This window comes from Shinella sp. HZN7, assembly GCF_001652565.1.
Lineage (GTDB): Bacteria > Pseudomonadota > Alphaproteobacteria > Rhizobiales > Rhizobiaceae > Shinella > Shinella granuli.
On sequence record NZ_CP015736.1, the window covers coordinates 3,615,079 to 3,637,049 of the forward strand.

Consider the following 21,971-nt stretch of genomic DNA (forward strand, 5'->3'; position numbering starts at 1 on the left):
CGCCGTCAGACGGGCTCGGCCTGCCGTTGCTCTGCATTCATGCCGAAGGCCTGTGTCTGGCGGGCGAAATCGGCCAGCATCCGGTCGAGCCGCGCGCTGTCGGCAGCGCCGCCGAAGAGGTAGAAATCGGGCCGCACCAGCATCGCGCCGATGCCGTGCGCCTTCATGAAGCGCCCGAACTGGCCCTGCGTGTCGCCGATCTGGCTATCGGTCGCGGAACGGCGGTCGGCGATGGTGACGACCGTTATGCCGAAACGCCGGCACGTCTCCTTCGCCGAGGCGGACAGGGCGAACCCCTCCTCCAGCACCAGCGTGAAACCGCCGGGCGCGACGAAATCGTCATAGCGTCCGGTCCGTCCGCCGAAGCGCACGGCGCCGGCGCAGGAAAGCTCGCCGGCGGGAGCGACGACATGGCCTTGCGCGTCCCGCTCCAGCATTCCATCGGTCAGGATGGGGAACGGCGCGGGCTTCGGCGCATTGCCGCCAAGGAACATCTCGTCGCGCTTGCGGGCCTCTTCCGGGTCCGGCATGCAGATGATCGAGCCGAGGAACATCGAGATCCTGATGACGTCGGTGACATGCGGCGCACGCTCGGGCGTGTAGGTGTCGAGCAGCGAGGGATCGGCCTTTCCGCGCATCACGCGGTCCAGCTTCCACGAGAGGTTCCAGACGTCGCGCAGGCCTGCACACATGCCCTGCCCCATGAAGGGCGGCATCACATGGGCGGCGTCGCCCGCCAGGAAGACCCGGCCCTTCTGGAACGTATCGGCGACGAGGCTGCGGAAGGTGTAGAGCGCGTGACGGATCAGCTCTCCCTGGTCGGGCTTGATCCAGGCATTGAGCAGTTCCCAGACCTTCTCCTCTTCGACCATCTCCTCGCGCGTCTCGTGCGGCAGCCGCATGAACTCCCACCGGCGCAGCACGCGCCCGTCGGCCTCGACGCCGCCCGGAACGATGGTGGTCGGACGCACCGGATTGGCATACTGGCCGCATTCGGGAATGCCGAGGTCGCGGGCGGTCAGGCCGCCGTTCAGGGCGAAGTCGATGACCAGCCAGTCCGCCTCGAAACCGAGATCGGCGCGCCCGATGCCGAGATTTTCGCGCACGAAGCTGTTGGCGCCGTCGATGCCGATCAGGTAGCGGGCCGTATAGTCCCTGGTCGTGCCCGTCTTGGTGTCGCGGATGGTCACCGCGACACCGTCGTCGTCCTGACGGAAGGCAACCGCTTCGCAATGGAAGTTGAGGGCAATGCCGTCGCTCGCCTTGATGCGCGCATCCATCGCCCATTCGAAGCTGGGCTGGTGGATGAAGTTGACCTCGGAACCGCCGGAGATCGATCCGGCCGCCCAGTCGATCGCCAGCAGCTCCTTCCATTCCGCGTTGAACCAGCGATAGGTCGGCGCGTCGTTGCAGACACGGCCGGCGACATCGCCCAGTCCCGCCGCATGCAGCACCCGGTAAAGCTCGTGGTCGATGCAGACCGCGCGGGGCAAGGGATAGACCTCCTCCCACCGCTCGAACACGCCCACGCTCCAGCCGAGACGCTGCAGGAACAGCGCGGACGCCTTGCTGACCGGACCGTAGCCGATCTGGATCACGTCGAAATCGAATTTCCTTGCGGGACCAGCCATGGCCATCCTCCCTTTCTCCATCCTGTTCCCAGCCTGCCAAAGTTTGATAGATAATGCAACAGAAAATATATTATCTTGCAATTAGTGCATTCTTGTCCTAGCACTATCGTCATCGGCGCTGGGAGGCGCACCGGGTTCAAGCGATGGGGAGGAGGCGGAATGATGCAGTCGACCGCCGCGATCGAGGCAACGGGCCTGAGCAAGAGTTACGGTGCGCTGGCCGTGACGCGGGACGTCAGCTTCGCGCTGGAGCCGGGCTGCGCGCTCGGGATTATCGGCCCGAACGGCGCGGGAAAGACCACCCTTTTCAACCTCCTGACCGGCGCCGTGCGCCCCGATGCGGGCTCGATCCGCTTTTTGGGCAGGGACATCGGCGCGACGGACGCGCGGGCGCGCTGCCGCATGGGCATCAGCCGCTCGTTTCAGGTGCCGCAGCCCTTTGCCGGACTGACCGTCTTCGAAAACGCCCTCGTCGCGGCGACATTCGCGCAAGGCATTTCCGAACAGGCCGCCCGTCCGCAGGCCGAGGATGCGCTGCGCCGCACCGGCCTGTGGCCGAAGGCGGCGAAGAAGGCGGGCGAACTCGGCCTGCTCGACCGCAAGCGGCTGGAGCTGGCCCGCGCAATCGCGACCGCTCCGAAACTGCTGCTGCTCGACGAGATCGCCGGCGGGCTGACGGACGCGGAATGCGTCGAGCTGATCCAGCTTATCCGCTCCATCAAGGAGAGCGGCGTCACGATCATCTGGATCGAACACGTCCTGCACGCCCTTCTCAGCATCGTGGACCGCGTGATGGTGCTCGATTTCGGCCAGAAGATCGCCGAGGGCGAGCCCCGCGACATCATGCAGAGCCCCGAGGTGGCGGCAATCTATCTCGGTCTCGACGGGGAGAACACCCATGCCTGATCCGCTGCTTTCGATAGACCGCTTGTCATCCGGCTACGGCGACTTCCAGGCCCTGTTCGACATCTCCTTCGACCTGCAACAGGGGCACGTCATGGGGCTCATCGGTGCGAACGGCGCGGGAAAGACCACCCTGTTCAAGGCCATCATGGGGCTTCTGCCGCGCTCGAAGGGCACGGTGCACTTCCAGGGCAAGCCCATCGGCGGCGCGGCGGCGAACACGCTCGCCCGGCTCGGCCTCGCCCTGGTGCCGGAGGGCCGCCGCCTGTTCCGCTCGCTCTCGGTGGAGGAAAACCTTCGCCTCGCGGCCGACCATGGACGCAAGGGCCATTGGGATCTCGGCAAGCTCTACAGGCTCTTTCCCATCCTTGAGGAAAAACGCAACCAGCCCGCGCTGTCGCTTTCCGGCGGACAGCAGCAGATGGTCGCCATCGGCCGCGCGCTCGTGGCGAACCCGCGCCTCATCCTGTTCGACGAGATCTCGCTCGGCCTCGCCCCCGTCGTGATCAACGACGTCTATGCCGCCATGCCCGAAATCGTCGGATCCGGGATCAGCGCCATCCTCGTCGAGCAGGATATCGACCGGGTGCGCAAGACCGCGGACACGCTCATCTGCCTGCGCGAGGGCCGCAAAGCCCTGCAGGGGCCCACGGCCGCCATCGGCAAACACGATATCACCGTCGCCTATTTCGGAGAGTGACATGGCAAGCCTGCTCGATCCGATCCTTCAGGGCCTGCTTCTCGGCGGCCTCTACACCATGTTCGCCATCGGCCTGTCGCTGATCTTCGGGGTGATGCGGCTGGTCAACATCGCCCACGGCGACTTCATCGTGCTCGCCGCCTACATGGCCCATGCCGTGTTGGTGGCGACGGGCTGGCATCCGCTGGCCACGCTCCTTATCGTGGTGCCAGTCATGGCGGGACTGGGCTACGCCCTGCAACGGGTCGTGCTGACCCGCACCCTCGGCGACGACATCCTGCCGCCGCTGCTCGTGACCTTCGGCGTGGCGGTCATCATCCAGAACGGCCTGCTCTCCGCCTTCACCAGCAATGCGCTGCGCCTGCCGTCCGGAAACATGGAGACGGCAAGCCTCGCGCTCGGCAGCGTCAATATCGGGGTCCTGCCGCTCCTGACGCTTTCGGTCGCCGTCGCGCTGATCTTCGGGCTGGAAACGCTCTTCGCCAGGACGGCCATCGGCCGGGCCTTCCGCGCCACATCAGACGATCCGGAGACTGCGACCGCGATTGGCGTGAAGACCCCGCATCTCTTCGCGCTGGCGACGGCGCTCTGCTTTGCAACCATCGCGATTGCCGGCGTCTTCCTCGCCATGCGGTCGAACTTCGACCCCTTCGCCGGCCCGGCCCGGCTGCTCTTCGGCTTCGAAGCCGTGATCATCGGCGGCCTCGGCAGCTTTTGGGGAACGCTGGCCGGCGGCCTCATTCTCGGTGTGGCGCAGTCGCTCGGAGCACAGATCTCGCCGCAGTTCCAGGTTCTCGCCGGCCACATCGTCTTCTTCCTGATCCTCGCCATCCGCCCGCGCGGCCTTTTCCCCAAGACAGCCTGACGGGGTACGACCATGACAACACTTGCCGAAACCACGAAGAGATACGCCCGCCCCGATGCGCGCGCGCTCGTCGCACTGCTTCTCGTGCTCACCGTCGCCGCCGCGCCGTTCTGGGCGGGCCGCGCGGAACTCAGGCTGTTCAGCGAGTTCCTGAGCTTCCTGGCGCTCGCCGTCCTGTGGAACCTGCTCGCGGGCTATGCCGGACTGCTGTCCGTCGGCCAGCAGGCTTTTGTCGGGCTCGGAGGCTATGCGCTCTTCGTGCTGTGCGCCCATGCGGGTCTTTCCCCCTATCTGGCGATCCCGCTGGCGATCGTTGCCGCCGGCGCGCTGGCGGCGGTGTTCGCGCCCCTGCTGTTCCGGCTGGACGGGGCCTATTTCGCGGTCGGCACATGGGTCGCGGCCGAAACCGTGCTGCTCGTCTTCGCCATGATCCCCGCGCTCGGCGGCGGCGCGGGCATGTCGCTGCCGGCCGCATCGGTCAAGGCCATCGCGGCCAGCAAGGAACTGCGTGAAACCATCGTCTTCTGGCTCGTGGCGGGCCTCAGCCTCGCCACGCTCCTCGGGGCCTACGGGCTCTTGCGCTCACGGGCAGGCCTTGCCCTGATGGCGGTGCGCGACAACAGGCTGGCGGCCGCCTCGCTCGGCATCGACATCTGGCGCACCCGGTTCGTCACCTATGTGATCATCGCCGCCATGTCGGGCGGCCTCGGCGCGGTCATTTTCCTTCAGAAGCTGCGCATCTCGCCGAGCGCCGCCTTCAGCCTCAACGACTGGACGGTGATGGTCATCTTCGCCGTGGTCATCGGCGGCATCGGCCGGCTGGAAGGCGCGGTGATCGGCGCGATCGTCTATTTCCTGCTGCGCGAGATGATGGCGGATCTCGGCGCGATCTACCTGATCGTCCTCGGCTCGCTCGCCATCCTCGTCATGCTGTTCTCCCGAAAGGGGCTCTGGGGGCTGGTCGAGAACCGTTTCGGCTGGTCGCTCATGCCGACCGAACGCAAGCCGTAAGCGAACCCGCATCCCTTCCCTTCAGACGACCACAGGATCTGCCCATGAAGAAAGTTCACCCCGATGCGGACAGCGCGCTGTCCGGCCTGCTGTTCGACGGCATGACCATCGCCGCGGGAGGCTTCGGCCTGTGCGGCATCCCGGAACTGTTGATCGCCGCCCTCCACAGGGCGGGCACGCGTGGGCTGACCATCGCCTCCAACAATGCCGGCGTCGACGGCTTCGGCCTCGGCATTCTTCTGGAAAGCCGTCAGGTCAAGCGGATGATCTCGTCCTATGTCGGCGAGAATGCCGAATTCATGCGGCAATATCTGAGCGGCGAACTGGAGCTGGAATTCACCCCGCAGGGCACGCTGGCCGAGCGCATGCGCACCGGCGGGGCCGGCATTCCCGGCTTCTACACCCGCACCGGCGTCGGCACGGTGATCGCCGAGGGCAAGGAACACAAGGATTTCGACGGCAGGACCCATATCCTCGAACGGTCGATCGTCGCCGACCTCTCGATCGTCAAGGCCTGGAAGGCCGACCCCTCGGGCAACCTCGTCTTCCGCAAGACCGCGCGCAACTTCAACCCGCCGGCCGCCACCTGCGGCAAGGTCTGCGTGGCCGAGGTCGAGGAAATCGTGCCGCTCGGCAGCCTCGATCCCGACCATATCCACCTGCCGGGCATCTATGTGCACCGCCTCATACAGGGACAGCACGAAAAACGCATCGAGCAGCGCACCACCCGCAAGAAGGAGACCGTCTGATGTGGGATCGAAACCGGATGGCAGCGCGGGCGGCGCAGGAGTTGCAGGACGGCTGGTACGTCAATCTCGGCATCGGCATCCCGACGCTGGTCGCCAACCATATTCCCGATGGCGTGGAGGTGACGCTCCAGTCCGAAAACGGCATGCTCGGCATGGGGCCATTCCCCTTCGAGGGCGAGGAGGATGCCGACCTCATCAATGCCGGCAAGCAGACGATCACCGAATTGCCGCAGACGGCCTTCTTCGATTCCGCCCAGTCCTTCGCCATGATCCGCGGCGGCAAGATCGCCATGGCGATCCTCGGCGCGATGGAAGTCTCCGAAACGGGGGACCTCGCGAACTGGATGATCCCGGGCAAGCTGGTCAAGGGCATGGGCGGCGCGATGGATCTCGTGGCCGGCGTCGGCCGCGTCGTCGTCGTCATGGATCATACCTCGAAGCAGGGCGAGTCCAAGGTGCTGAAGGCCTGCACCCTGCCGCTGACCGGAAAGGGCGTGGTCGACCGAATCATCACCAATCTCGGCGTGCTCGACGTGGTGCCCGGCGGGTTGAAGCTCATCGAGCTTGCCGACGGCGTGAGCGAAGCAGACCTGCGCGCCGCAACCGAGGCGTCCATCGTCGGGTAGCGCCCAGGACACGAGGCTTATCCAGACCCTCACGGTCGCGAAAAAACGATAGCAGGGGGACTAATCAACCGATCCTTGGGGGGAACAGTACGATGACCGCTCAAGAAGGTGACGCTGAAATGCCGCGCGCATTTCCTTGAACCCGAGAAATCCGGCTTTCTTTGCCAAGTGCACAATAGTCGTTTGGGAGACGCCGCAACGGTTCGCCACGGATGGCAGTCGTCCGAACGCGGCTACGTCAGGGTGATCGAACAAAAGGCTAAGTGCTCGTTGCTGCTCGACGCCGAACGAGTGCTCTCCACGGGCAATCTGTTCTTTCAGCTTTTGAATGGTGGGCACGCGAGGTCATCCCAGCGGGAGTGATTTCGGGATTTTAGCGATGCGCAGCAGTACGGCGACAGCGCTGCACGGCTGCGCATCATCAGGCTTGGTGGGCCGATATTTACTATCTCCCTTAGACCTTGCGCTTCTTCTGTCTGTAGACGTCGGTTACGACAGCGGCCACGATGATCGCACCCTTGATGATCTCCTGATAATACGCGTCGACACGCAGAAACGTGAAGCCCGAGGTCATGACGCCGAGAATGACCGTACCGATGACTGTCCCGGTAATCCGGCCGACGCCGCCCGCCAGCGACGTTCCGCCGATCACGGCAGCGGCGATCGCATCGAGTTCGTACATGACGCCCATGCCGGCCTGCGCCGTTTGTGCACGCGCTGCGGTGACGATACCCGCCAACCCTGCAAGCATGCCGGCGACGACGTAGACCTTGACCAGATGTCTCTCGACATTGATGCCCGACACGCGCGCCGCCTGCACATTCGCACCGATGGCGTAGGTGAACTTGCCATAGCGGGTGTATCGAAGCGCAATGTGAAACACGGCCGCAACGACCAGGAAGACGACGACGGGCCAAATCCCCGAACCGATGAAGCTGAACTGGTCCGTCAGGCCCGAAACCGGCTGTCCCTTCGTGTACCATTTGGAAACGCCGCGCGCCGAGACCATCATGCCGAGCGTCGCGATGAAGGGAGGAATCCGCGTGTACGCGATCAACGCGCCATTGATCAATCCGGCCAGAATGCCGATGAGAAGGCCAACACCGATGGGAACAATTGCCGGCAGGTCGGTCAGGGAGGGGTAGATGACCCGGCCCCAGGTCGATGATTGCGCAAAGCCGGCCGCAATCATCGCGGTCATCCCGACCACGGAACCGGACGAGAGATCGATGCCGCCGGTGATGATCACCTGGGTCACGCCGATGGCAATGATGCCGATGACCGAGACCTGAAGAATCATGATCGTGAGGCGCTGCTTGTTCATCAGAAAGCTCTGGCCGGCGAAAATCCAGCCAAGCACCTCGAAGACAAGGGCGATTCCGATCAGGACGAAAAAGATGTTCAGCTCCGGCGGCAACCGCCGGCGCGTCGTGTTCATCCCTGCTGGCGTGTCACCGGCCGTCACATTGGTGTTCATTCTTCTTCTCCCTTTATCGAGTGTCGCGCCTAGCGCGCCGCCAGTTCCATGACCTTCACCTGCGTCGCCTCGGCACGATCGAGGAAGCCGGTGGCGCGCCCTTCGTGCATGACCATGATCCTGTCGCTCATGCCGAGCACCTCGGGCAGTTCCGACGAGATCATGATGACAGCGACACCGTCGCGGGCGAGCTCGGTGACGAAACGATGAATTTCCGCCTTGGCGCCGACGTCGATGCCACGCGTCGGCTCGTCGAGGATCAGGATGCGCGGATTTGTCAGGAGCCAGCGGCCGATCAGGACCTTCTGCTGGTTGCCGCCCGACAGGTTCTCGATGCGTTCGTACATATTGGGCGTCTTGACCCGCAGCTTGCGGCTCATTTCCTCGCAGACCCGGCTCAATTCCCGTTCCTGGACGAAGCCCGATTTCACGAACTTGTCCTGAAGCACGGCGATCTGCATGTTTTCGAGCACGTCGAGGATCAGCAGGCAGCCGGTGTCCTTGCGGTCTTCCGTCAGGAACGCCATGCGGTTGCGGATCGCGGTGTTCGGGCTGTCGATATCGACCGGCTTGCCGTTGATCTCGATCGTCCCGGAGCTTGCCGGCGTGACGCCAAAGATCGTTTCGGCAACGTTCGAGCGGCCCGAGCCGACGAGGCCGGCGAGGCCGAGGATTTCGCCGGCGCGCACGTCGAAGGACACGTCGTGGAAGACGCCCTTGAGGGTGAGGTTCTTGACCGACAGCACGACGTCGCCGATCGGCACCTCTTCCTTGGGGAACATCTGGGTGATCTCGCGGCCGACCATCATGCGGATGATGTCGTCGCGCGTCACATCTGAAGAAGCATGTGTGCCGATATACTTGCCGTCGCGGAACACCGAGAACTCATCGGCGATCTCGAAGAGTTCGTTCATCTTGTGGGTGATGTAGACGATGCCGATGCCGTGACTGCGCAGATCGCGGATGATCTCGAAGAGGTGCTCGACCTCGCGCTCGGTCAGCGCCGAGGTCGGCTCGTCCATGATGAGCACGTCGCTCTCGTAGGAGACGGCCTTGGCGATCTCAACCATCTGCCGGCTGGCGACCGAGAGGTGGCGCACTTCCGTTTCCGGGTCGATGTCGATCTTGAGCCGCTTGAACAGCTCCGCCGTCATCCGTCTCATCTTGCCGTGATCGACGAAGCCGAACCTGTTCTTCGGCTCGCGGCGGATCCAGATGTTCTCCGCAACGGTCATGAAGGGCATCAGGTTGAGTTCCTGATGGATCATGGCGATGCCGTTCTCCAAGGCATCGAGCGGCGACTTGAGCTCGATGTCGTGTCCACGCAGCCGGATTTCACCGTGGTCGGGCGTATAGATGCCGGCGAGGATCTTCATCAGCGTCGATTTGCCGGCGCCGTTCTCCCCCATCAGGGCATGCACGGTGCCGCGCTTCAGCTTGAACTGCACATCGTCGAGCGCCACGACCCCCGGGAATGCCTTGCGGACCCCCTCTGCCTCCAAGAGAAACTCCGAATTCGGAACGGCTCCGCTGGCACGAACCGCCGCCATTGTACCCGGACTTATCATCACTTCCTCCTCCCATCCTGCCACCTTGAGCGGGAGCGCCGTGAACGGCGCTCCCGAGGATCGGATCAGTTCTTCGTCGCGTAATCGGCGACGTTCTCCGGCGTGACGAGTTCGAAGGGAATGTAGGTCTTCTTTTCGACCGTCTCGCCCCTGGCGATCTTCAGCGCGGCATCGATGGCGCCCCTCCCCTGGCCGACGGCGTTCTGGAAGACGGTGACGTCGAGATCACCCGCCTGCATGGCGGTCAGGGCGTCCTGGGTCGCATCGACGCCCGCCACGACGACGCTGTCCATCGACCTGCCGGCGGCCTTCAGCGCCTGGATGGCGCCGAGGGCCATTTCGTCGTTGTTGGCGATCACGGCATCGAATTCCAGGCCGGCGGAAAGCCAGTTGCTGACCAGGTCGAGGGCGGGCGTGCGCATCCAGTTGGCCGTCTGCTCGTCGAGAACCTTGATGTCGCTGCATTCGGGCCGTGCGAGAACGTCATGCGTGGCCTTCGTGCGGCCGCGCTGGCCGGTCGTGCCGAGCTGGCCCTGGAGAATCACCACGCTGCCCTTGCCGCCCAGGCTCTTGCAGACGGTTTCGGTTTCGAGCGTGCCGGCCTGCTCTTCGTTCGAGCCGACGAACGCCTGCTTGTCCGGAAGGCTGTCGACATTGGACGGTGCATTGTTCACGAAGATCAGCGGGACACCGGCCGCTGCCGCGGTCTTGGAAATCGCAGCGCCGGAGTCGGCGTCGACCAGCATGATGATGATGGCATCGACGCCGGATGCGATGAAGTTCTCCACCTGGCTCTGCTGCTTGGCGATATCGCCCTGCCCGTCTTCCATTTGGATTTCCACGCCGTCGAGCGTCTTGCCGTAGTCTTCCATGCCGTGCCGGAGAACGGTGAGCCAGTTGTCGTCGAACAGGGACATCGCGACGCCGATGGTTTCGGCACGCGCCGAGCCGGACATCAGCGCGAGAGCCGCGACAGCACCCATAAGATATTTCTTCATTGCATTTCCTCCTCTTGGATAGGTCGACCCCTTGTCGCCCTTGTTAAAGATCAAAGCTTCGCCAGTGCCGGGAGACGCTGTCTCCCGGATCAAACGGCCTTTCGGCCCGATCCATCTCTCGTGTTCCATGACACTCCCAGGGAGTGCCGAATGTCAGCCGTGCGCTACCTCAGGCAAAGCGCGGTGCAAGCCATCCTCCATTGTGCTTTTCATGGCTGTCGACGACGGCGTCGACGAAAGCCACACCCTTGAGACCATCATACGAAGCCGGGATGCCCTCCCCCATCGGTCCTGCCGCTCTTCCCTCCGCATTGGCGCGAATGATGGCAGCGAAGCCGGAATAGAGGTTGGTGAAAGCCTCGATGTACCCCTCGGGGTGGCCCGGCGGGGTGCGCGTGCGGGCACGCGCGTCCTCCGAAAGATCGTCGCGGCCCCGCTTGATCGTCTCGGGCGCGCCGAAGAGTTTGGTGAAGCCCAGTTCGTTCGGATGTTCCTGATGCCAGGCGAGGCTGCCCGTCTCGCCGAAGACGCGCAGGCGAAGGCCGTTCGACTGGCCGATCGCCACCTGCGAGGACCAGAGCAGCCCGCGCGCGCCGCCTTCGTAGCGGATCATCACATGGGCGTTGTCGTCCAGCGCCCGGCCCTCGACGAAGGTCGCAAGGTCCGCGGCGATGGCCTCGGCCTTAAGGCCGGTGACGAAACCGGCGAGATGATAGGCATGGGTGCCGATATCGCCGATGGAGCCGCCGCGGCCGTTCTTCTTCGGATCGGTGCGCCAGGCCGCCTGCTGGTTGCCCTGAAGCTCGATTCCGGTCGCCATCCATTCCAGCGGGTACTCCACCTGCACGACCCGCACCCTGCCGATATCGCCGCGCGCCACCATGGCGCGGGCCTCGTGCACCATCGGATAGCCGCTATAGGTATAGGTGACGCCGAGGAAACGGCCGGTCTGCTGCGCCAGTTCGTGCAGCGCGACGGCATCCTCCAGCGTCGTCGTCATCGGCTTTTCGCAGATCACGTCGATGCCGGCTTCGAGGAAGGCCTTGGCGATGGGGTAGTGCGTGTGGTTCGGCGTGCAGATCGCGACGACGTCGATCCGGTCTTCCCGATCGCGCTCGCCCTCGACCATCGCGGCATAGTCGCCGTAGGAGCGATCCTGCGCGATGAAATTCTCGGCCGCAAAGGCGTGGCCGCGCGCCGCATCGACGTCGAACGCCCCCGCGACGAGGTCGTAGTGGTTGTCGAGGCGCGCGGCAAAGCGGTGGATGCCGCCGATATAGGCCCCTTTACCCCCGCCGACCATGCCGAGGCGCAGCCTGCGATTGGACAAGTTCGTGTTCGCCATGCCCTTTTTTCCTCAGATACCCAGGATTTCATGATTGACGGAACGGTCCGCGCCGGACTTGACGAAATCGTCGAAGGCGCGATCCGACACGCGGATGATGTGGTCGGCGATGAAGCGCGCGCCTTCGGCGGCGCCGTCCTCCGAGTTCTTCAGGCAGCACTCCCATTCGAGCACGGCCCAGCCGTCGAAATCGTAGCCGGTCAGCTTGGCGAAGATCGCGCCGAAATCCACCTGCCCGTCGCCCGGTGAGCGGAAGCGCCCGGCGCGGCTCACCCAGGGCTGGTAGCCGCCATAGGCGCCGGTCTTGCCCGTCGGGCGGAACTCGGCGTCCTTGACGTGGAAGGTCTTGATGCGCTGGTGGTAGTGGTCGATATAGGTCAGGTAGTCGATCGACTGCAGCACGAGATGGCTCGGATCGTACATGATGTTGCAGCGGGAATGGTTGTCGACCCGCTCCAGGAACATCTCGAAGGTCAGGCGGTCGTGCAGGTCCTCGGTCGGATGGATCTCGTAGCAGACGTCGACACCTTCGGCGTCGAAGGCATCGAGGATCGGCCGCCAGCGGCGCGCCAGTTCGTCGAAACCGTCGGAGATCAGGCCGTCCGGCCATTGCGGATAGGGATAGAGGTAGGGCCAGAGCAGCGTGCCGCTGAAGGTGGTGTGGCGGTCGAGGCCGAAACGCCGGGAGGCCTTGGCCGCGGCCAGAAGCTGGCGAACCGCCCATTCCTGGCGTGCTTTCGCATTGCGGTGAACGGCCTTCGGCGCGAAGGAATCGGCCGGCAGGTCAAAGGAGGGATGAAGGGCGACGAGCTGGCCCTGGAGATGCGATGCGAGGTCGGTGACGACCAGACCGTGCTCGGCGAGCACGCCCTTGAACTCGTCGACATAGTCCTGGCTTTCGGCCGCGCGCTCAAGATCGATGACGCGGGTATCCCAGGTCGGTATCTGGACGCCCTTGAAGCCTTTATCTGCAGCCCAACCGGCAAGCCCCTTGAGCGTATTGAAGGGCGCTTCGTCCGCAGCGAACTGTGCGAGGAACACGCCGGGTCCCTTGATGGTCTTCATGTCCGTTTCCAATCGAAATTCAAAGCGGTGCGGCGGGATGGGGCACGCCGTCGTAAGCGCCCCAGATGCCCTGGTCGAAATTGACGATCGCGCCGGTCATCAGCCCGGATTCCGCCGAGGCGAGGAAGGCGATGGCGCGGGCGACCTCGTCGGGATCGATGAGACGGCCGTTCGGCTGGGCGCTAGCGGCCTTTTCCAGCCAATCGTCCGGCTGGCCGTCCAGCAGGCGCTGCGTCTTGTCCTCGCCTTCCGAGGCCATCCAGCCGATGTTGAGGCTGTTGACGCGGATGCGGTTGCGCAGCACCGCATAGGCTGTATTGCGCGTCAGCGTGTCGAGCGCGCCCTTGGAGGCGCAATAGGCGGCAAGGAACGGCTGGCCGCCCATCGACGACATGGAGGAGATATTGACGATCGTGCCGGCCACATCCTCGCGACGGAAGAGGCGGATCGCCTCCTGCATGAGGAAGAAGGGCGCCCGCGTGTTGACCGCAAACAGCATGTCGAACAGTTCGGGCGTCGTTTCGAGGATGTTGCCCCGGTTGGTGGCGCCGGCGACATTGACGAGGATATCGAGCCGGCCGAACGCCCGGTCGGCGGCAGCGATGACGGCCCGGCAATCCTCGACCTTGCCGAGATCGGCGGCGACGAACACGGCCTTGGCGCCGAGCTTTTCCAGCGCGGCCACCTGTGCCGCGCCCTTTTCGGCCGAACGGCCGCAGATGACGATGCCTTCGGCGCCCCGCTCGGCGAAGAGCCGGGCGGTTGCCGCACCCAGACCCTGGGTGCCTCCGGTGATGACCGCGATTTTTCCTGCAAGTTGCGCTGTCATGGACCCGCTCCCCCTCAGACGCCGACGCGCTGCTTCTTGCGGCCGGCCTGCTGGTCGGCGGCAGCGGCGTTGACTTCCGCCCGCTCACTTACCTGCGGTACGCCCACATCCCACCAGGCGTCGCCCGGCGTCCAGGTGAAGGCATCGGAGACGATGGTCAGCACGGTGGTGCGGTCGGTGGTCTGCGCCCATTCGACGGCGTCGCCGAGATCGGCGAGGCTTTCGACGCGGCGCGTCAGAGCCCCCATCGCCTCGGCATGCTTGATGAAGTCGACGGGGAACGGCTCCTTGACGCGGCAATCCTTCAGGAGGTTGTTGAAGCCCGGCGTGCCCTTGGCGTTCTGCAGGCGGTTGATGACCGCATAACCGCCGTTGTCGCAGACGATGAGGATCATCTTGTGGCCGGACAGCACGGTCGAATAGATGTCCGAGTTCATCATCATGTAGGTGCCGTCGCCGATCATGACGATGGGCGTGCGGGTGGGATCGGCCATGGCCGCGCCCCAGCCGGCGGCGATCTCGTAGCCCATGCAGGAGAAGCCGAACTCGCAATCGAAGGTGTGCGGCGCCTTCACGCGCCAGTTCTTCATCACCTCGCCCGGCAGGCCACCGGCGGCCGTGATGAGGAGATCGCGATCCTTGGCCTTGGCATTGACGATGCCGACGACCTGGGCATAGGTCGGCACCGGCGCATTGGTCGGCTTCTGGTAGCCGTCGAGCGCCTCGTTCCACTTGGCGAACTCCAGTTCGCCCTTCTTCGTCCAGGCGCTATCGGCCTTGTAGTCGCCGATGGCGGCTTCCAGTTCACCCACCGTTTCCAGCGCATCGCCGACGACGGCGACGGCGCGGTGCTTGTTGGCATCCCAGCGCGCCGCGTTGATCGAGACGAAGCGAGCGTCGGGCGAGAAGGCCGTCCAGGAGCCGGTGGTGAAGTCCATGAGCCGCGTGCCGACGGCGAGCACCACGTCGGCCTCGCCGGCCAGCGCATTGGCCGAGGTCGAGCCGACGATGCCGATGGGGCCGACATGGGCCGGGTGGTCATGGGTGACGGTGCCCTTGCCGGCAATGGTCTCGCAGAGCGGGATGCCGTGCTTCTCTGCGAAGTCGGCCAGCGCCGTTTCCGCGCCGGAATAGCGCACGCCGCCGCCGGAAATGATGAGCGGACGTTTCGCCGCCTTGAGCACGCGAACGGCCTCGGCAAGGCTGTCGCGATCCGGCCGGGGGCGCGGGATCTTGTGGACGGTCGGCGCAAAGAAGCTTTCCGGATAGTCCCAGGCGATTTCCTGCACATCCTGCGGCAGGCCGATGAAAGCCGGGCCGCAATCGGCCGGGTCCAGCATGACGGCGACGGCCTGCGGCAGTGAGGCGATGATCTGCTCGGGATGGGTGATGCGGTCCCAGTAGCGCGTCACGGCCTTGAAGGCATCGTTGACGGTCGTGGTCGGATTGCCGAAATGCTCGACCTGCTGCATCACCGGGTCGGGCCGGCGGTTGACGAAGCTGTCGCCGGCAAGCAGCAGGATCGGCAGGCGGTTGGTATGCGCCACGCCGGCCGCCGTCACCATGTTCAGCGCGCCGGGGCCGATGGAGCTGGTCGCCACCATGATCTGGCGGCGGCGCGTCGCCTTGGCAAAACCGATGGCGGCCAGCGCCATCGACTGCTCGTTCTGGCCGCGCCAGGTCGGAAGCGTATCCTTCACCGCCTCCAGCGCCTCGGAAAGGCAGGTGACGTTTCCGTGGCCGAAAATGGCGAAGACGCCCGGGAAAAGCGGCTCGCGCTTGCCGTCGATTTCGGTGAACTGGTTGCAGAGATAGCGCACCAGGGCTTGCGCCATGGTCAGGCGGATCGTGGACATAAGAAACCTCCCTTGACCGGCGTAACGGTGCCGATCGAACTGCGGAACTTTTATTGCAAGAATTTAAATATTGCAAGACTGCTTGTGAAATGAGTCACGCAAGCGTGCAATCCAACCACACCCCGCCCGCCCTGCTGGACGCTGCGGCCGCCTCGACGAACCGCACGCCCAGGGCGCCGTCGAGCACGGTCGGATATTCCAGCAGGCCTTCCGGAATGGCGCGCCCCGCCCGGCGGGCCTCGATGGCAATTGCAAGTTCTTCGTAGAGATTGCCCCATGCATCGCTCAGTGCTTCGGGGTGGCCACGCGGCATATGGATGAAGCGCGCCGCATGAATGCCGATACCACTGCCCTCGCCGCGCGTCAGGATGCGCGCGGGCTCGGCGAAGGGGCGGAAGTGCAGGAGTTCCGGCTCTTCCTGGTTCCATTCGAGGCTCGCCTTTTCCCCGAACACCCGAAGGCGGATACCGCAATGCGTTCCGGCCGCCACCTGCGAGATCATGATGGTGCCGGGGATGTCGCCCTCGTAGCGAACATGCATGAAGGCGGTGTCCTCCAGCGGCTTGTCCGGGCCGAGCGTATGGAACTCCGCCCTGAGGCGCGTCACGGGGCGTCCGCAAACGAAGGCGCCGAGATGATGGCAATGGGTGCCGATATCCCCGGTCGTGAAGGCCGGGCCGACGACGGCCGGATCGATGCGCCATTGCGCACCGGCGCCCGCATCCTTTGGCGGCGTCAGCGCCCATTCCTGGAAATATTCGACATGCACCTGCTGCAGCGCGCCGAGCGCACCGCTGCGCACCATCTCGCGCGCCTGCCGTACCATGGCATAAGCGGCATAGGCATAGGTGACGCCGAAGACGAGCCCCGTCTCCTGCTGGCGGCGCACCAGATCAAGCGCATCCGGCAGGTTGGTCGTCAACGGCTTGTCGCTGATGATATCGATGCCCTTTTCCATGAAGGCGACAGCGATGGCGTGGTGCGAATTGTTCGGCGTCGTGATCGCGACGGCATCGATCCCGTCGGCGCGCGCGGCCTCGCGCTCGGCCATCTCGCGATAATCCGAGTAGATGCGATCCTCCGCGAGCAACCATTCACGCCCGGAGGCGCGGGCCACATCGGGACGTGACGACAAGGCCCCGGCGACCACATCCCAGCGGTTCGAAAGGCGCGCGCCGCGCGCATGCACCTTGCCGATGAAACTGCCCTGCCCGCCCCCGACGACGCCGAGGCGCAGCCTTCTTTCCGGCTGTAGAAAATGCTCGTCCTGCCCGTGCTGCGTCATGTTCGTCTCCTCCTTCAATCCTGCGACAGATCGCTCTTGCAGAATTATTATTGACGGATTATCACAAGCGCAACAAATTTTGCACAACCTGTAACCGGTCTTTTGGAGGAACCCGATGATCAAGATCGCACTGCTCGGCTGCGGGCGAATTGGGAAAATGCATGCCGCCACCGTTGCGCGCGCGCCGAGTGCTGAACTCGCCGTCGTATATGATCCGATCGGGGCTGCGGCAGAGGAGGTCGGGCGCCATTACGGCTGCGCGGTGGCGGCGAGTGCCGAGGAGGCCATCGCCCAGGCAGACGCCGTGCTGATCGCGACGTCCACACCCACCCATGCGGATCTCATCGAAGCCTCCGCGAGGGCGGGAAAGGCGATCTTCTGTGAAAAGCCGATCGACCTGTCGCTTTCCCGGGTGGCTGCCTGCCGCCAAGCCATCGGCGGCTTTTCCGGGCCGATCCAGATCGGCTTCAACCGCCGCTTCGACCCGGGACACCGGGCGGCGCGCGATGCGGCGCGCGCCGGGGAGATCGGCGAGCTGCAGCAGGTCGTCATCACCTCCCGCGACCCGGGCCTCGCATCCCGCGACTATCTCAAGGCGTCGGGCGGTATCTTCAAGGACATGACCATCCACGACTTCGACCTTGCCCGCTTCATGCTGGATGAGGAGCCGGTGGAGGTGTTCGCCACGGGAAGCACCCTCATCGACCCGACGCTTGCCGAACTCAACGACCTCGACTCCGTCATGGTGGTGATGCGCACGGAAAGCGGCAAGCTTTGCCACATCAACAATTCCCGGGCCGCCGTCTACGGCTACGACCAGCGTGTCGAACTGTTCGGCTCGAAGGGAATGGTGATCTCCGGCAACCGCAAGGCCCACGAACTCGAACGGTTCGGCGCCACCGCGACCGGCGTGGGCGAACCCTATCTCAACTTCTTCATCGAACGCTACGCGGAGGCTTTCACCCTCGGGCTCGAATCCTTCCTGAAATGCGTCGAGGAGAACAGGACGCCGGACGCGACCTTCGAGGATGGCGAGAAGTCCCTGGCGCTCGCAGAAGCGGCGAACCTCTCCCTCGCGGAAGGCCGCTTCGTGAACATCCGGGAAATCCGCGCCTGACCTCCACGACCGCCGGCTCGGCTGACCCGGCGGTCGCCCGTCCCTACGGTTTGCGGCGCTGGTTGCCCGTAACCGTCGGGATCTTGGGCGATCCCTTCTTGTCGTCCTGAAGCAGCGCGGCAAGCGCCACCGCAATCGCCTGTGTCAGGCACATCGGCGCCGCAAGCGAACGCGAGAACGAATACTCATCCTCCGGAATCGTGAAAAGCACGCTGGCATTCTTGGCGAGCGGCGAAAGCTGGCTGTCGGTGATCGCCACCATGGGGGTCCCGTTCTGCGCGGCGACGTCGGCGATCGCCACCACTTCCTTGGCGTAGTGCCTGAATGCGATCGCGACGAGCACGTCCTTCTTGCCCATGACCTGCGCCATTTCCGGCGCGAGGCCACCGGCGGGATCGAGAAGGATGACCCGACATTGCAACATGGACAGAACGTAGCGCAGGAATTTCGCGATCGGCTCCGAACGCAACTGGCCTGCGATGAAGATCGTGTTGGCGTTCTTCAGCGCCCGGGCGGCCTGCGCGAGGCTTTCCTCCGTCGTTACGTTCAGCAATTCCTGCAAGGTCGCAATGTCCCGCACGACCAGGTCGTGGAGGAAGCCGAGATTGCCCTTGCGCTTGTTCTTTTCCAGGTCGACGTCAAGCGCGCTGATCCGCTCCCGGTAGCCGGGTGCAGCCGTCGACAGCCGGCTCTGGAAAACCGTCTGAAGCTGCTTGAAACCCGAAAAACCAAAATGCTGGGCAAATCGCACAAGGATCGAGGGGTGCGCACCGCACTCATCCGCAATGAAGTTGATCGATTGCATCGCCACGACATTGGGATTTTGCGTGATATAGCGAGCAACCTGCTGGAAGCGATCACTTAGCTCCGGATAGGCCTCCGTTACGATGTTCACGAACGTCTCGTAGTTCGCTGTTCGCGGTGGCGGCTGATCCGATTGCTTCACTCGTGGCATCAGTCACAACTCCCAGGATTGATTTACGCAAGGGCGGCGCGTAACCAGCGCGGTCCAACTTCACAGGCAATCGCAGTATTGCAAAAACACGAAACCTGCAATGGTTCTTGAGGAGACGCGGAATCCTCCGACAGGCTGCGCGGGATCCAAGACCGTTCAAGCTGCAGACACAGTGACGTCATCCCTTGCCTCGGGCAAGTTGAACTGCGCCACCAACGACATCAATGCCTTGGTCTGCATGGCAAGGTGGCTAGTGGCCGTGTTCGTTTCCTCCACCATGGCCGCGTTCTGCTGCGTCATCTGATCCATGGTGTTGATCGACGCGTTCACCTCGTCAAGCGCCGTCGATTGCTCCCGGCTGGCTCGGGCAATCACCGCCATCTGCTGGGAAACGGTCACGACTTTTGACGAGATCGCACCGAGTACCGAACTGGTTTCCTGGACGACGCGCGCTCCGGAGACGATTTCCGCATTTGATCTCGCAATCAACTCCTTGATTTCCTGCGCGGCATCCGCGGATCGCTGGGCAAGCTCGCGCACCTCCTGCGCAACGACCGCAAAGCCCTTGCCAGCCTCGCCGGCGCGAGCCGCCTCGATACCCGCATTCAGCGCGAGCAGATTCGTCTGGAAAGCGATTTCATCGATCGCAGCGATGATCTGAACGATCTGCGTCGATGCTTCCTCGATTTTCGCCATCGCGTCGATCGCACTGACGACGACTTCCGAGGAGGCGTCTGCCGTGCGTTTCGTTTCCGCGATGATCTGATTGGCTTCCTCCGCCTGCACCGCGGATGCCCTGACCGTCGCGGTGATTTGCTCGACTGCGGCGGCGACTTCCTCCAGCGCGACGGCCTGCTGTTCGGTCCGCCTTGCGAGATCAACGGCCGAGAGGCTCATTTCGCCGGCATTGCCTTCGATCATCTGCGTGTTCGAACGGATCTGCGTCACGGTGTCCTGAAGCCGAAGTAGCGACGAATTGAAGTCTGTACGCAGCTGTTCGAGGCGGCCGAAGAACGGCGTCTCGATCGTGTGGGAAATATCGCCGTGCGCCAGGCGCTCCAGGCCTGCCGCAAGCGCACTGACCGCAACGTCGATCTGGCGTTCCACCTCCCGCTTGTCGGCATCGTTCCGCAGACGCTCCTCTTCGGCTTTCGCCCTCTCGGCATTGCTTCGTTCCTCGATCTCGACCTTTGCAAGCGCGTTGTTCTTGAAGACACCCAGCGCGCGGGCCATGTCACCGATCTCATCGATGCGGTTGTCGCCAACGATCGCGGTTTCGAGCTTGCCTTCCGCCAGACGACGCATGGCTCCGGTGATCTGGCTGATTGGCCCCTTGAACGTCAGGGTCAATCCGATGCCGGCGAGGACCGAGATGGCTATCCCAAGGCTTGTCGCCCCCGCGGAGATGGAATTCGCACCGCGCCGCTCGGCTGCCGCAGTCTGCCGCTGAAGCTCTGCATATGCGGTCAATTGCTGCCATGTCTGATCCAGATCGACGGCGGACGCCGTGAACTCGTTCAGACGCTGGTCATTCGCCTTGACGAGCTCGGCGCCAGCCTTCTCGATGGCATCAAGCGCCGGGAGCATTTTGTTCTTCAAGCCACCAAAATGCTGAAACTCGCCCGCAGTTTTCTCCAGGGTGTCGAGATCGCGGCGTACGCCGGCGAACTCCTGGAGCAGCCGCTGCAAATTATGCTCGCTCGGCGCCATGGTAAAACGCGCCATCAGGATCTGGATGGCGTAGGCGGAGTTGATCAGCTTCTGTCCATCCCGTTGGGCCGTTCGCGCCTTTTCGACCGGCTCGACGCTCTCTGCGAACGTCTTCGTCGCCTGCTTGATTTTCTGGTCTGCCGCGGCTTCGAGTGCGCCCTTGACAGCTACCAGGGATCCCAGAGCATCCTCCAGGCCGGCAGCGCGTTCCATCGATATGTCGTTTGCCTCCACGATCGATTTCAGCTTCGTGGCAACATCGGCGACCACCTGTCGGATCGTCGTTTCGTCGGAGGGCAGCGACATGCCGAGCATGCGCTGATGGCGGATCAATTCCTTCATGCCAGCCGATACGGCGGCGAATTTGGCTTCAGGATCAGTGGCTCTGGTCACCTCTTCGCGCAGGCGCGCCGCGAAAGATGCAAGCTCGGTGACACGGTCCGCATCGCGGAGCAGATTGCGCGCGACCGTCTCCTCCTCGTCCGCCGTGCGCTGAACGACCTTCATTCCCTCAGCAATATCGAACTGAGCCGAAACGATCGCGCTCTGGGCTCGCTGGAGATCGTTCGCCAGGGCCGTTGTTTTGACATGCAAGTCCCAAAGCGACCCCATCCGCGCCGAAATCCCATCGATGGACGTCACGGCGCGTTCAAGATCATCACGCCCCTCGGCGGTCGGATCGAGCTGTTGGAGCCCTTCCCGCAACAGGGATTGCTGGGACACCAGCCTCTCCGCGACCTGGTCGCGGCTTTCCTCCGACGCCGCTTCCAGGAACCTTGCCATTGCCGCCGAGAGGTCGCGAAAGCCGCTCAAGGCCTGGAGAACGGAGTTGGAAATCTCCATGCGGGCTTGCAGCAGGCCGGATGTGTAGAAGCCCGTGACGCCGACGGCGGCAATGCTCAGGATGAAAGGTATGACGAAGATGAAGACCTTCGTCTGGATGCGAACCCGCGACAACAGCTTTTCGAACATAAGCTCCCCCGTCTTTGCTCAATTTTTCTGCGCAAAACAACGGGCGTGATGACCGTTGTCGTCGTTACCGCAAGAAGGTGCGCCCTTTCGGGCGCACCAAGGCGGACACCCTCAATACGGAGCGTCAGGGAAGTAGTATTCCGCGGCATTGTCCTTGGTGATCAGCGGGCTGCCGAGCACGTGGCGGCCGTTGATCGGAGCCTGCGTTGCGAACTTCCCTTCGCCCGGCTCGACCGAAAGATCGATGCCCTTGAGCACCGGCACGGCGCCGTACGACTTGGCAACCTCGCGAAACGAAAGGAGCGACAT

20 protein-coding genes are annotated in these 21,971 nt (G+C 63.9%); 7 read left to right on the plus strand and 13 right to left on the minus strand.

Translation table 11 applies throughout. The features are described 5' to 3' along the window. Nucleotides 1-5: 5 nt before the first annotated feature. Complete coding sequence (locus shn_RS17385; protein WP_064332674.1) at nt 6-1,631, minus strand: bifunctional 3-(3-hydroxy-phenyl)propionate/3-hydroxycinnamic acid hydroxylase; 1,626 nt, start codon at nt 1,629-1,631, stop codon at nt 6-8. A gap of 159 nt (nt 1,632-1,790) precedes the next feature. Between shn_RS17385 and shn_RS17390 the strand changes: the two genes are divergently transcribed. Genes shn_RS17390 through shn_RS17415 form a run of 6 tightly spaced genes read left to right on the plus strand, consistent with a single transcriptional unit; the run spans nt 1,791 to nt 6,485 of the window. Next, entirely contained in the window at nt 1,791-2,537 is a 747-nt protein-coding gene (locus shn_RS17390) for an ABC transporter ATP-binding protein (protein ID WP_245337317.1), read from the plus strand. Further along, a complete protein-coding gene (locus shn_RS17395) occupies nt 2,530-3,234 on the plus strand; it encodes an ABC transporter ATP-binding protein (protein WP_145925956.1) in 705 nt (234 codons plus the stop codon). The genes shn_RS17390 and shn_RS17395 overlap by 8 nt, the downstream gene beginning before the upstream one ends. Nucleotide 3,235: 1 nt before the next feature. Further along, nucleotides 3,236-4,099, plus strand: a complete 864-nt coding sequence (locus shn_RS17400; RefSeq protein WP_064331532.1) for a branched-chain amino acid ABC transporter permease — start codon at nt 3,236-3,238, stop codon at nt 4,097-4,099. Between the two features lie 12 nt (nt 4,100-4,111). Beyond that, the gene (locus shn_RS17405) at nt 4,112-5,110 is read left to right on the plus strand and encodes a branched-chain amino acid ABC transporter permease (RefSeq protein ID WP_064331533.1); all 999 of its coding nucleotides are present in this window, start codon (nt 4,112-4,114) and stop codon (nt 5,108-5,110) included. A 44-nt stretch (nt 5,111-5,154) separates the two neighbouring features. Next, complete coding sequence (locus shn_RS17410; RefSeq protein ID WP_064331534.1) at nt 5,155-5,859, plus strand: CoA transferase subunit A; 705 nt, start codon at nt 5,155-5,157, stop codon at nt 5,857-5,859. Beyond that, nucleotides 5,856-6,485, plus strand: coding sequence for a 3-oxoacid CoA-transferase subunit B (locus shn_RS17415; RefSeq protein ID WP_064332677.1), 630 nt, complete (start codon nt 5,856-5,858; stop codon nt 6,483-6,485). The genes shn_RS17410 and shn_RS17415 overlap by 4 nt, the downstream gene beginning before the upstream one ends. 60 nt (nt 6,486-6,545) lie before the next feature. Here shn_RS17415 and shn_RS37620 read toward each other — a convergent pair whose 3' ends face one another. From shn_RS37620 to shn_RS17455, 9 genes are all read right to left on the minus strand, one after another. Next, complete coding sequence (locus tag shn_RS37620) at nt 6,546-6,824, minus strand: hypothetical protein (RefSeq protein WP_084438121.1); 279 nt, start codon at nt 6,822-6,824, stop codon at nt 6,546-6,548. A 115-nt stretch (nt 6,825-6,939) separates the two neighbouring features. Beyond that, nucleotides 6,940-7,962 carry an ABC transporter permease gene (locus shn_RS17420; RefSeq protein ID WP_064331535.1) on the minus strand — a complete coding sequence of 341 codons (1,023 nt, stop codon included), beginning with the start codon at nt 7,960-7,962 and terminating at the stop codon, nt 6,940-6,942. Between the two features lie 29 nt (nt 7,963-7,991). After that, entirely contained in the window at nt 7,992-9,533 is a 1,542-nt protein-coding gene (locus shn_RS17425) for a sugar ABC transporter ATP-binding protein (RefSeq protein ID WP_064331536.1), read from the minus strand. A gap of 62 nt (nt 9,534-9,595) precedes the next feature. After that, complete coding sequence (locus shn_RS17430) at nt 9,596-10,528, minus strand: sugar ABC transporter substrate-binding protein (RefSeq protein WP_064331537.1); 933 nt, start codon at nt 10,526-10,528, stop codon at nt 9,596-9,598. A gap of 169 nt (nt 10,529-10,697) precedes the next feature. Next, complete coding sequence (locus tag shn_RS17435) at nt 10,698-11,873, minus strand: Gfo/Idh/MocA family protein (protein WP_245337318.1); 1,176 nt, start codon at nt 11,871-11,873, stop codon at nt 10,698-10,700. Nucleotides 11,874-11,885: 12 nt separating this feature from the next. Next, the gene (locus shn_RS17440) at nt 11,886-12,938 is read right to left on the minus strand and encodes a sugar phosphate isomerase/epimerase (RefSeq protein WP_064331538.1); all 1,053 of its coding nucleotides are present in this window, start codon (nt 12,936-12,938) and stop codon (nt 11,886-11,888) included. A gap of 19 nt (nt 12,939-12,957) precedes the next feature. Further along, the gene (locus tag shn_RS17445; RefSeq protein WP_064331539.1) at nt 12,958-13,767 is read right to left on the minus strand and encodes an SDR family oxidoreductase; all 810 of its coding nucleotides are present in this window, start codon (nt 13,765-13,767) and stop codon (nt 12,958-12,960) included. Nucleotides 13,768-13,781: 14 nt separating this feature from the next. Continuing rightward, nucleotides 13,782-15,623: a 3D-(3,5/4)-trihydroxycyclohexane-1,2-dione acylhydrolase (decyclizing) gene (iolD, locus tag shn_RS17450; RefSeq protein ID WP_064331540.1), complete on the minus strand. Its 1,842-nt coding sequence runs from the start codon at nt 15,621-15,623 to the stop codon at nt 13,782-13,784. A 94-nt stretch (nt 15,624-15,717) separates the two neighbouring features. Then, nucleotides 15,718-16,908, minus strand: coding sequence for a Gfo/Idh/MocA family protein (locus shn_RS17455; RefSeq protein ID WP_064332679.1), 1,191 nt, complete (start codon nt 16,906-16,908; stop codon nt 15,718-15,720). A 115-nt stretch (nt 16,909-17,023) separates the two neighbouring features. On the opposite strand from shn_RS17455, the gene iolG reads away from it, so the two are divergent. Then, entirely contained in the window at nt 17,024-18,025 is a 1,002-nt protein-coding gene (gene iolG, locus shn_RS17460) for an inositol 2-dehydrogenase (RefSeq protein WP_064331541.1), read from the plus strand. A 43-nt stretch (nt 18,026-18,068) separates the two neighbouring features. Here iolG and shn_RS17465 read toward each other — a convergent pair whose 3' ends face one another. The 3 genes from shn_RS17465 to shn_RS36825 all read right to left on the minus strand — a co-directional run bounded on the left by shn_RS17465 (nt 18,069) and on the right by shn_RS36825 (nt 21,971). Further along, the gene (locus tag shn_RS17465) at nt 18,069-18,920 is read right to left on the minus strand and encodes a MurR/RpiR family transcriptional regulator (RefSeq protein ID WP_245337319.1); all 852 of its coding nucleotides are present in this window, start codon (nt 18,918-18,920) and stop codon (nt 18,069-18,071) included. A gap of 216 nt (nt 18,921-19,136) precedes the next feature. Then, nucleotides 19,137-21,662, minus strand: a complete 2,526-nt coding sequence (locus tag shn_RS17470; RefSeq protein WP_064331543.1) for a methyl-accepting chemotaxis protein — start codon at nt 21,660-21,662, stop codon at nt 19,137-19,139. Between the two features lie 111 nt (nt 21,663-21,773). After that, on the minus strand, nt 21,774-21,971 hold the full coding sequence (locus tag shn_RS36825; RefSeq protein ID WP_064331544.1) for a hypothetical protein: 198 nt from the start codon (nt 21,969-21,971) through the stop codon (nt 21,774-21,776).

Excerpts from the sequence above, each read along its gene's own strand:
- shn_RS17385 (WP_064332674.1), bottom strand. The coding sequence starts at position 1,631 with ATGGCTGGTCCCGCAAGGAAATTCGATTTCGACGTGATCCAGATCGGC.
- shn_RS17390 (WP_245337317.1), top strand. The coding sequence starts at position 1,791 with ATGATGCAGTCGACCGCCGCGATCGAGGCAACGGGCCTGAGCAAGAGT.
- shn_RS17395 (WP_145925956.1), top strand. The coding sequence starts at position 2,530 with ATGCCTGATCCGCTGCTTTCGATAGACCGCTTGTCATCCGGCTACGGC.
- shn_RS17400 (WP_064331532.1), top strand. The coding sequence starts at position 3,236 with ATGGCAAGCCTGCTCGATCCGATCCTTCAGGGCCTGCTTCTCGGCGGC.
- shn_RS17405 (WP_064331533.1), top strand. The coding sequence starts at position 4,112 with ATGACAACACTTGCCGAAACCACGAAGAGATACGCCCGCCCCGATGCG.
- shn_RS17410 (WP_064331534.1), top strand. The coding sequence starts at position 5,155 with ATGAAGAAAGTTCACCCCGATGCGGACAGCGCGCTGTCCGGCCTGCTG.
- shn_RS17420 (WP_064331535.1), bottom strand. The coding sequence starts at position 7,962 with ATGAACACCAATGTGACGGCCGGTGACACGCCAGCAGGGATGAACACG.
- shn_RS17430 (WP_064331537.1), bottom strand. The coding sequence starts at position 10,528 with ATGAAGAAATATCTTATGGGTGCTGTCGCGGCTCTCGCGCTGATGTCC.
- shn_RS17435 (WP_245337318.1), bottom strand. The coding sequence starts at position 11,873 with ATGGCGAACACGAACTTGTCCAATCGCAGGCTGCGCCTCGGCATGGTC.
- shn_RS17440 (WP_064331538.1), bottom strand. The coding sequence starts at position 12,938 with ATGAAGACCATCAAGGGACCCGGCGTGTTCCTCGCACAGTTCGCTGCG.
- shn_RS17445 (WP_064331539.1), bottom strand. The coding sequence starts at position 13,767 with ATGACAGCGCAACTTGCAGGAAAAATCGCGGTCATCACCGGAGGCACC.
- iolD (WP_064331540.1), bottom strand. The coding sequence starts at position 15,623 with ATGTCCACGATCCGCCTGACCATGGCGCAAGCCCTGGTGCGCTATCTC.
- shn_RS17455 (WP_064332679.1), bottom strand. The coding sequence starts at position 16,908 with ATGACGCAGCACGGGCAGGACGAGCATTTTCTACAGCCGGAAAGAAGG.
- iolG (WP_064331541.1), top strand. The coding sequence starts at position 17,024 with ATGATCAAGATCGCACTGCTCGGCTGCGGGCGAATTGGGAAAATGCAT.
- shn_RS17470 (WP_064331543.1), bottom strand. The coding sequence starts at position 21,662 with ATGTTCGAAAAGCTGTTGTCGCGGGTTCGCATCCAGACGAAGGTCTTC.
- shn_RS36825 (WP_064331544.1), bottom strand. The coding sequence starts at position 21,971 with ATGTCGCTCCTTTCGTTTCGCGAGGTTGCCAAGTCGTACGGCGCCGTG.